At 33.8% G+C, this 11600-nt stretch carries 12 protein-coding genes and 1 tRNA gene; 4 read left to right on the forward strand and 9 right to left on the reverse strand.

Translation table 11 applies throughout. From position 1 onward, the window contains the following. Position 1: 1 nt before the first annotated feature. From ABTV69_RS23150 to hisS, 5 genes are all read right to left on the reverse strand, one after another. The gene (locus ABTV69_RS23150) at positions 2 to 931 is read right to left on the reverse strand and encodes an ABC transporter ATP-binding protein (RefSeq protein ID WP_433833111.1); all 930 of its coding nucleotides are present in this window, start codon (positions 929 to 931) and stop codon (positions 2 to 4) included. Between the two features lie 162 nt (positions 932 to 1093). Then, on the reverse strand, positions 1094 to 2203 hold the full coding sequence (gene dnaJ, locus ABTV69_RS23155; protein WP_433833113.1) for a molecular chaperone DnaJ: 1110 nt from the start codon (positions 2201 to 2203) through the stop codon (positions 1094 to 1096). Positions 2204 to 2285: 82 nt separating this feature from the next. After that, positions 2286 to 2864 (reverse strand): nucleotide exchange factor GrpE, encoded by a 579-nt coding sequence (locus tag ABTV69_RS23160; protein ID WP_026727957.1) that lies wholly within the window; start codon positions 2862 to 2864, stop codon positions 2286 to 2288. A 324-nt stretch (positions 2865 to 3188) separates the two neighbouring features. Next, positions 3189 to 3259, reverse strand: a tRNA-Trp gene (locus ABTV69_RS23165). A 334-nt stretch (positions 3260 to 3593) separates the two neighbouring features. Further along, the gene (gene hisS / locus ABTV69_RS23170; RefSeq protein WP_433833115.1) at positions 3594 to 5018 is read right to left on the reverse strand and encodes a histidine--tRNA ligase; all 1425 of its coding nucleotides are present in this window, start codon (positions 5016 to 5018) and stop codon (positions 3594 to 3596) included. 235 nt (positions 5019 to 5253) lie between these two features. Between hisS and ABTV69_RS23175 the strand changes: the two genes are divergently transcribed. Continuing rightward, entirely contained in the window at positions 5254 to 6498 is a 1245-nt protein-coding gene (locus tag ABTV69_RS23175) for an ABC transporter permease (protein WP_433833117.1), read from the forward strand. Here ABTV69_RS23175 and ABTV69_RS23180 read toward each other — a convergent pair. From ABTV69_RS23180 to ABTV69_RS23190, 3 genes are all read right to left on the reverse strand, one after another. After that, the gene (locus tag ABTV69_RS23180) at positions 6489 to 7004 is read right to left on the reverse strand and encodes a hypothetical protein (RefSeq protein ID WP_433833119.1); all 516 of its coding nucleotides are present in this window, start codon (positions 7002 to 7004) and stop codon (positions 6489 to 6491) included. The two genes, ABTV69_RS23175 and ABTV69_RS23180, sit on opposite strands and share 10 nt — an antisense overlap. Positions 7005 to 7028: 24 nt before the next feature. Next, complete coding sequence (gene prmC / locus ABTV69_RS23185; RefSeq protein WP_433833121.1) at positions 7029 to 7895, reverse strand: peptide chain release factor N(5)-glutamine methyltransferase; 867 nt, start codon at positions 7893 to 7895, stop codon at positions 7029 to 7031. An 88-nt stretch (positions 7896 to 7983) separates the two neighbouring features. Continuing rightward, on the reverse strand, positions 7984 to 8469 hold the full coding sequence (locus ABTV69_RS23190) for a GNAT family N-acetyltransferase (RefSeq protein ID WP_433833123.1): 486 nt from the start codon (positions 8467 to 8469) through the stop codon (positions 7984 to 7986). 130 nt (positions 8470 to 8599) lie between these two features. Here ABTV69_RS23190 and ribD point away from each other — a divergent pair, with 130 nt between their 5' ends. From ribD to ABTV69_RS23205, 3 genes are all read left to right on the forward strand, one after another. Continuing rightward, on the forward strand, positions 8600 to 9646 hold the full coding sequence (ribD, locus tag ABTV69_RS23195; protein WP_433833125.1) for a bifunctional diaminohydroxyphosphoribosylaminopyrimidine deaminase/5-amino-6-(5-phosphoribosylamino)uracil reductase RibD: 1047 nt from the start codon (positions 8600 to 8602) through the stop codon (positions 9644 to 9646). After that, the gene (locus tag ABTV69_RS23200; RefSeq protein WP_433833127.1) at positions 9639 to 10241 is read left to right on the forward strand and encodes an HAD family hydrolase; all 603 of its coding nucleotides are present in this window, start codon (positions 9639 to 9641) and stop codon (positions 10239 to 10241) included. Before ribD ends, ABTV69_RS23200 begins: the two co-directional genes overlap by 8 nt. A gap of 103 nt (positions 10242 to 10344) precedes the next feature. Next, positions 10345 to 10977, forward strand: coding sequence for an IMPACT family protein (locus tag ABTV69_RS23205; protein ID WP_433833129.1), 633 nt, complete (start codon positions 10345 to 10347; stop codon positions 10975 to 10977). Positions 10978 to 11008: 31 nt separating this feature from the next. Here ABTV69_RS23205 and ABTV69_RS23210 read toward each other — a convergent pair whose 3' ends face one another. Next, the gene (locus ABTV69_RS23210) at positions 11009 to 11413 is read right to left on the reverse strand and encodes an acyl-CoA thioesterase (protein WP_111289216.1); all 405 of its coding nucleotides are present in this window, start codon (positions 11411 to 11413) and stop codon (positions 11009 to 11011) included. Between the last annotated feature and the right edge of the window lie 187 nt (positions 11414 to 11600).

Raw genomic sequence — 11600 nt, forward strand, 5'->3', positions numbered from 1 at the left:
TCTAAACTTTACTTTCAGTTACAGTTTGAATAAAAATATCATGTACACTTGGAATTTTTTCAACGAAATGCGTTACTTGTCCGCGTTGTGTCAGTACGTGTAATAATTCGTTTGAAGAAGCATTTCCTATTTGGATATTTAATTTCAAATCATCATTTAACGATTTAAAGCTTGCTGGCGAAACCGTAAATTTCTGTGTAATGTCATACATCAAACCTTCAACATTATTGGTCAGAATTCCAACTTCAAAACTATTGGTTCTAAACTGACGCTTTACATCAACAACTTTACCTTCAATCAACTTATTTGATTTATGAATTAAAGCAATATTCTCGCAAAGCTCTTCTACGCTTTCCATTCTATGCGTTGAGAAAATAATAGTAGAACCTTGTTCCTTTAAAGCTAAAATTTCATCTTTAATAACATTAGCATTTACAGGATCAAATCCTGAGAATGGTTCGTCTAAAATCAGCAATTTTGGTTTATGCAACACACACACCACAAACTGAATTTTCTGCGCCATTCCTTTAGAAAGCTCTTGAATTTTCTTGTTCCACCAACCTTGAATTCCTAAACGATCAAACCAATAATCCAATTGTTTTTTGGCTTCGCCTTTAGAAAGACCTTTCATTTGCGCCAAGTACAGACATTGCTCCCCAACTTTCATCGAACTGTATAAACCTCTTTCTTCGGGAAGATACCCTATAGTCTGTACGTGTTTTGGTTGCAATCTTTCTCCATCCAAAATTATTTCGCCACTATCTGGCAACGTAATTTGGTTTATGATTCTGATAAGGGAAGTTTTTCCTGCTCCATTGGGACCTAAAAGTCCATATATACTGCCTTTTGGCACATTTAATGAAACTTCGTTAAGTGCTACATAATCGCCGTATTTTTTTACGACTTTATGTACTTCAAGTAAGTTACTCATGTTATTTTTAAGGATTTACTGCGTCACTTCACCTGTTAGGGTTCAGCGACTGTAAAAGTAAATAATTCAAAACGAAATTGTGCCATATTACGCAAAAAACCCATTCTAATTTGTACTAGAATGGGTTTTTATATTTTTATAACCTTTTTACAAAAGTTAAGACTATGAGAACATATCTTTTACTTTTTCAAAGAATGATTTCTCTGATTTCTCCGGGCTTGGAGCAAAATGCTCGTCGTTTAAAGCATTTTCAAAGAATTGTTTTTGCTCTTTATTTAATGTTTTTGGAGTCCACACGTTTACGTGAACTAGTAAATCTCCACTTCCGTAACCATTTAAACTTGGAATTCCTTTTCCTTTTAGTCTTAAGATTTTTCCAGACTGAATTCCTTCTTCCAATTTAATACGCACTTTTCCGTTGATTGCTTCAATATCTTTTGAAGCTCCCAAAACTGCTTCAGGGAAACTGATATATAAATCGAAGTGAACGTTTTCACCTTCACGCTTCAAGAATTCGTGCTCAACCTCTTCAATCGCTACAATTAAATCTCCTGGAATACTGTTTCCTGGAGCATCGTTCCCTTTATTGGCAACTTTTAATTGCATTCCGTCAACAACTCCAGCAGGAATTTTGATTGATACTGTTTCGTCTTCTTGAACCATTCCTTGAGCATCTGCCTCAGAAGGTTTTTTATCTAAAATCTGACCAGAACCACCACAAGTAGGACAAGTAGATGCAGATTGCATTCTTCCTAAAATGGTATTGGTTACACGCATAACTTGTCCTTGACCATTACAAGTCGTACAAGTTTTATACGTTACACCTTTTGCCTGAACTTTACGTTTTACTTTTACTTTTTTCTCAACTCCATTTGCAATTTCTTCTAAAGTCAATTTTACTTTAATTCGAAGATTGCTTCCTTTCGCACGACGAGGGCCTCCGCCTCCGCCTCCGAAACCGCCAAATCCACCACCAAAAATATCACCAAACTGGCTGAAAATGTCATCCATATTCATACCGCCGTGGCCACCGCCAAATCCGCCAGAACCATCAAATGCTTGATGACCATATTGATCGTATTTCGCTTTTTTCTGTGGATCACTTAAAACTTCATAAGCTTCTGCCGCCAATTTGAAGTTTTCTTCTGCCTCTTTGTCGCCTGGATTTTTATCAGGATGGTATTTTAAAGCACTTTTTCTATATGCTTTTTTAATTTCGGCAGCATCAGCATTTTTTGAAATGCCTAGTATTTCGTAAAAATCTTTTTTCATAATTAGATTAAGTTCCAAATCTTATCCCGAAGTTTCGGGACCAAAATCCAAAAATAATTCATCGGACTTTGTTTACATTTTTTTAGTTTCCTACAACAACTTTAGGGAAACGAATAATTTTGTCTCCTAATTTGTATCCTTTCTCAATAACATCAACAATTTTCCCTTTCAATTTGTCAGACGGAGCTGGAATTTGGGTAATTGCTTCAGCAATATCAGCATTGAAAGCATCGCCTGCTTGAATTTCAACTTGTTCTAAACCTTTAGAAACTAATGTGTTTTTAAGTTTATCGTGAATAAGCTCAACACCTTTTTTCAAGTTTTCATCGTCAGATTTGTTGATTTCTACTGCCGCTCTGTCAAAATCATCTAAAACTGGAAGCATAGCCAACAAAACTTCTTGGTTTGCTGTTTTAAACAATTCAAGACGTTCTTTTGAAGTTCTTTTTTTGTAATTTTCAAATTCAGCAAATAATCTCAAAAACTTATCTTTTTCGTGAGCCAAGTCTTTAGCTAATTGCTCCTCAACACTTAATTCTTCAACAATTAACTGCTCTCCGTTTGCATTGTTTTCTAACGTTACATCATCTAATTCCTGATCGAATTCTGTATTTTCCGTAGTCATATTACTTTTATTTTTAAAAATATTTTTAAACTTCATTTTATTTCTTTCTGTTGGATTGCAAAAGTACTGCCAAATCTTATAAAATGTCAAATTGTCACTTTATTAATTATGAGACATTTAAAAAACGTAATTACAGAGAAAAAATTTATTATAATTTTAAGACTATTACGTTTTAGTTTATTTTATCTTTGAGGCCAATAAACATAAATTATTACCACTAAAATTGAATTTAAGGGTTGGCTACGGTCTCTAAATAATTATTAATTCAAATTTACCTTATATTAAAAAAAGCTTCGCCTATAGAGACGAAGCTTTTTTTTATGTTTGAGCTTTACCTGACAAAGTTGTCATTTATTTTTGCACGGGCGGAGGGATTCGAACCCCCATCAACGGTTTTGGAGACCGCTATTCTACCCTTGAACTACGCCCGTAACTTGAGGTCGCAAATTAAAAGCTTTTTTTCTTGTCCCGCAACTATTTCACGCAGATTTTAAAGGGATTTCAGCAGATACAAACAGATTTTTATTTACTTAAAAACGAAATCAATCTGCTAAAATTCATCAAATCAGAGCAAAACAAATTATTTTAATCTATGAATCTGCGATGAAAAAATTTCAAAAATTTCACGCAGATTTAAAAAGATTTAAAAAGATTTGAGCAGATGCTCACAGATTTTTAAAAATGAAAAATCAATATAAATCTGCCTAAATCTGCAATCCCGATAGCTATCGGGAGAGTGAAATAAAATCTTTACAATTCTAATTCTTAGACTAATGCATTCTTCAATCCTTCAAAATCAACAGAAACCTGCTCTCCTGTCACTAAATTTTTAAGTGTGTATGATTTTGAATTAATTTCCTGATCTCCAACTAATACAGCAAACGGAATCAAACGTTTGTCTGCATATTGAAATTGTTTTCCAACTTTTACGCTGTCAGGGTATAATTCTACTTTTATATTTTCTTTTCTCAATTTCTGAATTGCTTGCGACGCATAAAGCGCTTCCTTGTCTCCAAAATTCAAGAATAATGCTTTTGAAGTAGCCGCAACGGTTTCTGGGAACAATTGCAATTCTTCCAGAACAAGATAAATTCTATCCAAACCAAAAGAGATTCCAACACCGCTCATGTTTTTCAAACCAAAAATACCAGTCAAATCGTCGTATCTTCCGCCACCGCCAATAGAACCCATAGCAACTGTTTTAGGAGCCGCAACTTCAAAAATAGCTCCTGTATAATAATTTAAACCACGAGCTAATGTCACATCTAAATCTAAAATAGCAGTTGAAAGACCTAAAACGGCAGCATTGTCACATATAAATTTCAATTCTTCAACACCTTTCATTCCTTCTTCAGAAGATGACAATAATTCAGACAGTTGTGCAATTTTGTCTGCAAAAGTTCCTGAGAAACTAAAAAGCGGCTGCACTTTAACTAACGCTTCTTCAGAAATTCCTTTTTCAATCATTTCTTTCTTTACGCCGTCTTCTCCTATCTTGTCCAATTTATCAAGAGCAACTGTAAAATCGATTAATTTATCTGAAGCACCAATTACTTCAGCAATTCCAGATAATATTTTTCTATTGTTGATTTTAATTGTAACGCCTTTTAATCCTAAAGAAGTAAAAACAGTATCGTATAATTGAACCAATTCCACTTCCTGCCATAATGATTTTGACCCAACAACATCGGCATCACATTGAAAGAATTCTCTAAAACGCCCTTTTTGCGGATTATCTGCTCTCCAAACTGGTTGGATTTGGTATCTTTTGAAAGGAAATTCAATTTCACTTTGGTGCTGCACAACGTATCTCGCAAACGGAACTGTCAAATCGTAACGCAATGCTTTCTCAGAAATTTTTCCTGTGAATTTATTCAGTTCAATTCTTTGCTCTAAAGTTATTTTTTCAGCAGAATTTAACTGTAATTCTTCAATAGATTCTGGCAATTCGATTTTGCTTTTATTGTAGAAAAAGTTTCCAGAATTAAGAATTTTAAAAATCAAACGATCACCTTCTTCCCCATATTTCCCCATTAAGGTATCTGAATTTTCAAACGAAGGCGTTTCAATTGGCTGAAAACCAAATTTCTCGAAATTCGCTTTTATAGTCTGAATAATATATTGACGTTTTGACACCTCTGCAGGCGAAAAATCTCTTGTCCCTTTTGGTATACTTGGTTTTGAAGCCATCTTTTTTATTTTAGATTTCTGATTTTAGATTTTAGATTTCTTCGAAACTAAAATGCAAAACCTTTAAAATTAATTTATTTCTATATTTTTGATTGCTGGCATTTAGACTTTCGCCTTTATGACTTTCCAACTTTCGACTTAATTTAAGTCTGCAAATATCTTACTTTTTAAAATAAATAATAACACTTCGAAAACAAACTTGTAACAAAAAACGTATTTTCGTGACAAATTGGTCATGATGCTAAAATTATTTAAAGAAAATATCCGAATTGCATTTGGTTCTATCAAAACCCAAATTCTGCGTACGATTCTTACCGTTTTAATTATTGCCATCGGTATTACGGCACTGGTCGGCATCTTGACCGTAGTTTCTGCTCTAGAAAACACCATTTCCAGCGATTTTGCTTCAATGGGAGCCAATACTTTTAACATCAACCAATACGAAAATAAAGTTCGAAACCGTGGAGGAAGAGAACGCGAAGTAATCAATCCGATTATTTCCTATCCAGAAGCCGTTGCTTTCAAAAACAAATACAAATATCCGTTTACCGAAACCTCATTATCTTTTACGGCAACTACAACAGCCGAAGTAAAATATTTAGGAGAAAAAACGGATCCAGAAATTACAATTGTTGGTGTAGACGAACATTTTATCACTAATTCTGGACTAGAAACTAGTTTAGGAAGAAGCTTTAATCAGTTTGACATTGACAACAATACCTATTCTTGCATTGTGGGTTCTGATTTTGAGAAAGGACTTTTGAAAGACGTAAATCCAATAGATAAAATAATTTCTATCCGAGGCGCAAGATTTAAGGTAATTGGCGTTCTGAAAGAAAAAGGCTCTACGTTTGGAAACAGCCAGGATTTACGAGTTTTAATTCCGATTCAGGTTGCGAGATCTTTATTTACAGCGCCAAATATCAATTATACGATTAGTGTAATGGTTTCTAAAAAAGAAGTTTTAGACGAAGCCATTGACAATGCAACCAGCACCATGCGAAGAGTTCGTAAACTAAGTCCGGTGCGCGAGAATAATTTTGGCGTGGTTCGAAGCGATGATTTGATTAACCGAATTCTCAGCATCACCCAATACCTAGGAATTGCTGCGTGGACTATTTCTGTTATCACCATTTTAGGATCGTCTATTGCCCTGATGAATATTATGGTTGTTTCGGTTACAGAACGTACTCGAGAAATTGGTGTTCGTAAAGCATTAGGAGCCAAAAGATCAACGGTTGCTTTTCAGTTTTTTATCGAAACTTTACTGATTGGTCAAATTGGAGGTTTAGTTGGAATTGTTTTAGGAATTCTTCTTGGCTTTGCCATTGCAACTGCCATGAGTTTCGCTTTTGTAATTCCATGGATGGCGATTTTTGCCGCTTTTGCAACCAGTTTCTGCGTGGCATTGGTTTCTGGTCTATATCCAGCAATTAAAGCATCAAAATTAGATCCTATTGAAGCGTTGCGCTACGAGTAATTACTTTTTAAACGACTCTTTTTTACGTTTTCTAAGACAATTGGAAAATCATTTTTGCAACATATTCCTAACTGAAGACAATCAATAGGAGCTCTGGGACGATATTCTTTTTCTTCATAAAGTTTATGAAGTATTTCTGGGATCTCGCCTTCAAATTTTACAGCTATAATATGATTATTTCCTATCGAAGTGCTTTCTGAAGGAATCCAACCATTTACTAAAGAATGAATAAGTTTAAAATCCTGACAAACAAATTTGTCAGGGTCTCGAAAATCAAAAATACATCCTAAATCTGAACCCAAAGACCAAGCAGCAGAGGCTCGATATGTTCCCAACAGAATTTCATTTTCAGCTTTAGACCAATTTATAAAATCCTTATAGAAATCTGTTTTTAATCGATCTTCAAAACGTTTCTCCACAACCTCTTTAACAGATTTTATGCCATCTAGCGAAAAATAACCATCAGCCACAATAAAAGCTCCATTTGGTTGGATTTGACCTTCCATAAGATTTTAAGATTAATTATAAAATTATAAACCTTTTAAAACCTTACCAGAAATCATACGATCGTTGTCGTAAATATCTTTTCGCAGTTCAACGTTTTCGTAGCTCATATTTTCAAGCAAATCAATCATTTCTTTTCCAAGATATTGATTGATTTCGAAATATAGTTTTCCGTTTTTCTGAAGTCCGTTTTGTGCAAGAGAAGCAATTTTTCTATAAAAAATGAGCGGATCGTTATCTTCTACAAAAAGTGCCAAATGCGGTTCATAATCTAACACATTCTTTTTGATTTCTACTTTTTCAAGATTTCGAACATACGGAGGGTTCGAAACTATAATATCAAACTGGCAAGTAAATTCTTCCGTCTCCAAAATATCCAGAAACATAAAAGTAACGTCGACATTGTTCGTAATGGCATTTCTTTTGGCCGTTTCAATGGCTTTTTTAGAAACATCAATTCCAAAAACTTCTGCGTTTGGAAGATTTTTTGCTAGCGAAATTGCAATACAACCTGTTCCTGTTCCAATGTCAAGAATTCGTATTCTCTTGTTTTTGTCAGGACTTGCATTTTCATTAATAATCCATTCGACCAATTCTTCTGTTTCGGGCCTTGGAATTAAAACATTTTCGTTTACTTCAAAATCCAACCCATAAAAATTGGTTTTCCCAAGCAAATACTGAATAGGAACTTCTTTTTTAAGCTGTTTTAACAATTCGTCCCAAATCAAAAAATCATTTTCATCAAATGCCAACTCATGATTTAAAGCCAAATCAATTTGACGAAGCTGATGCTTGTCTTCCAGAATCAAATAGAAAAAGCTCTCCGCTTCGTACGCATCGTAAAAGGGAGATAATTCTTTAATAAATTGAGTACGATATTGTTTAATTTTCATTTTTGTTTTTTGAGCATTTACATCAGCTAGAAACTGACATTTAATCTTTCAATAAGTTCTTGCTATTTAAAATTTGTTACATTAAAAGTTACAAAACTTTCAGCATCCACACCGGACAAGAACAATGCCCCGTATTTCCCATTGGCGCATCCAAATATTCAAAACCAGACTTTTTATACAGTTTTTGCGCCGCATGCATAAAAGGCATGGTTTCGATATAACATTTTTTAAAACCAAATGCTCTAGCTTGCTCCAAACATTTCTCCATCATTTGTGTTCCAATTCCTAAACCTCTTGTTTTGGGCAAGAAATACATTTTCTGCAATTCGCAAATTTCAGGATCTCCATTTTCTAAAGGAGCAATTCCTGCACACCCCACAATCTCTCCATCATTTTCAACAACAAAATAGACTGATTTCGGTTTGCTGTATTCCTCAAACATCAAATCCAGATAAGGATCTTCATATGCTGTTCCAACTTTCGGAATTTCCATTTCATCAAAAACAGAACGGATCAAACTTGCAACGTCTTGATTATCTTCTTCTTTAATTGCCCTTATAAGCCAATTTACCATTTTTTTTATTCTAAATCATTATAATTACAAAAGTAAAGATAGTTTTGAATACTAGTATAACAATCGCGACTGTTTCACAACTTAACCTTTTTCAGTTAACGATAATCTTAAAATTAACTACTTTTGCATTGTGAATATACATGAAAAATACATAAAACGCTGCATCGAACTGGCGCAAAATGGACTTGGAACAACCTATCCCAATCCTATGGTGGGCAGTGTTATCGTCTATGAAAATCAGATTATTGGGGAAGGCTGGCATAAAAAAGCTGGGGAACCTCATGCCGAAGTAAATGCTGTTCGTTCTGTAAAAGATAAATCTTTGCTAAAAAAAGCAACTATTTATGTGAGTTTGGAACCTTGCAGTCATTTTGGCAAAACGCCTCCTTGTTGCGATTTAATTATTGCAAATGAAATTCCGAATGTTGTTGTTGGAACTGTTGATCCTAATGAAAAAGTAGCCGGAAAAGGAATTTTAAAATTAATTGAAGCTGGCACAAATGTTACTGTTGGAGTTTTAGAAGCCGAATGCAACGAACTGAATAAACGCTTTTTTACTTTTCATCAAAAGAAGAGACCGTATATTATTTTAAAATGGGCCGAAAGTCGAGATGGATTTTTAGCGCCTGAAAAAACAATTGATCAAGATCGAAAACCAATTTGGATTACGAATCAATATTCGAGACAATTGGTTCATAAATGGAGAACTGAAGAACAGGCCATTTTGGTCGGAACCCAAACTGTGATTGACGACAATCCGAAATTGAATGCTCGAGATTGGGATGGAAATAATCCAACTAGAATCGTTATCGACCAAAATAATCGAATCGATGAAAACAGTTTTATTTTTGATGACTCTGTAAAAACTATTATTTTTTCTAAAACTTCAAAACCTTCAAAAGAAAACACTCAATTTGAAGCAATTGATTTTGATCAAAATATAATTTCCCAGATTTTAAACGTTTTGTATCAGAATCAAATTCAATCTGTCATTATTGAAGGCGGAAGACAAACGCTTCAATCTTTTATCGATGAAAATCTTTGGGATGAAGCTCGGATTTTTATTGGAAAAACAAGTTTTGAAAAAGGCACAAAAGCTCCAGCCATTTCAAGAAAAAACACTAAACAAACAGCTATTTTAAGCGACGAACTAATACAGATTAAAAATCATGATTGATGCTATAATTTTTGATTTCGGAGACATCTTTATCAATTTAGACAAACAGGCTACTATTTCTGGTTTACAAAAATTAGGAATGAAAGAATGGAATGCCGACTTTGATCAATTGAATTTTTCATTTGAAGTTGGAGGTATTTCGCCAGAAGATTTTATTGGCGGTTTTCAAAAACAATTGCCAAATGCTACACAAGAAGAAATTTTAAAAGCCTGGAATGCTGTTTTGGCAGATTTCCCTTTTTATCGTTTGGAATTTCTTCAAGAGTTATCAAAAAAATATCGCCTCTTTTTATTAAGCAATACCGATTCGATTCACATCAATACATTTGAAACAAAAAGTGGTGTTTCTTTCTACAAAGATTTCTATGCTTGTTTCGAAAAAGTATATTTTTCGTTTGATATCGGAATGAGAAAACCAGATCCAAAGATTTATCAATTTGTTCTTAACGAAAACAATCTTACTGCTGGAAACACTTTGTTTGTTGACGATAAAACCGAAAATACTGATAGCGCCGCAGCTTTAGGGATAAAAGTTTGGAATCTTCAAGTTGGAAGAGAAGATGTCATTGACCTTTATAAAAAGAATATACTTTAAGATAAAAAAGGCACTGATTAAAGGATTAACACAGATTACACAAAGAAAAATCCTTGAAATCTTTTAATCTGTGGCAAAAAAACATACAAATTAGAATACTACTTTGGAAATTAACGACACTTATCAAACTATTGCATTTGCATCTGAAGAAATACTGTTTAAAGAAAAAGGTAGTAAATTCTTTGGCTATGCCTTTCCGATAGATCATGAAGATGAAGTAAAACCCATTATAGAAGACCTTAAAAAACAACATCCGCACGCCGTGCATTATTGTTATGCCTACCAAATTGGTGTTGGAAACAAAATATCGTATCGCGCTAACGATGATGGTGAACCAAGCAATACGGCCGGAGCGCCAATCTACGGACAAATACAATCTTTTGGATTAACGAACGTTCTCGTTGTTGTGGTTCGTATTTTTGGCGGAGTAAAATTGGGCGTTGGGGGTTTAATTGCTGCTTATCGAACCACTGCCCAAATGACTTTGGAAGTTTGCGAAATTGTAGAAAAAACAATTGATGTAGAATTTTTAATCTCTTTTGATTACAAAAACATGAATAAAGTAATGCGTGTTATTAAAGAAAAGAAATTAGAAATTGTGTCGCAAGAAATGGAAATGGATGAAAATTCAGGATTGCCAATTGGCAAAATTGTGACAAAAACGCGAAAAAAAAATGCCGAAACGGTGTTCAGCATTTTTGATTTAATGTTCGAAATTGATATTAAATTAGTATAAATTAACATCAATTTCGTATTCATTTTCACAATTATTCAAGCGATTTAAATATTTCCAAAATGTAGTCGGGAGGAGCTGTTGGACGACCCGTTTTTAACGCAACAAATACTAAAATAAACGTCGCAGTTGTTAATAACTCATTTGCCTCATTGTAAATTGCACAGTCAAATTCAATCTTGACAGAAGAGTGGCTTTTGAAAGTGGTGTGAATTGTTAAAAGTTCGTCGTATCTCGCCGATTTTTTGTAATTTATATTCATGTTCACAATGGGAAGACCAATACCGCTTTCTTCCATACTTTTATACGAAACCCCTTTATTTCTAAGCCATTCCACGCGTCCAATTTCAAAATACGGAACATAATTGCCATGATAAACGACTCCCATTTGGTCGGTTTCTGAGTAACGAACTCGTACTTGAGTCTGGTGATTTTTCATCGATAAAATATTAAAAAAATTCGAATTTAAAAAGTCCTTTTACGACTTTTTTTTATAAAATTAGATACCAAAATATTTTTTTTTACAGAAATTTGTTCACATATTTGTTATCCCGAAATACGGAATAAAATTGCTCCTTTTTTATTAGGAGAATCTTTATAACAATAATAAAAATTTATCTGAATCT

The sequence above is a fragment of the Flavobacterium anhuiense genome, assembly GCF_050990855.1.
GTDB lineage: Bacteria > Bacteroidota > Bacteroidia > Flavobacteriales > Flavobacteriaceae > Flavobacterium > Flavobacterium anhuiense_C.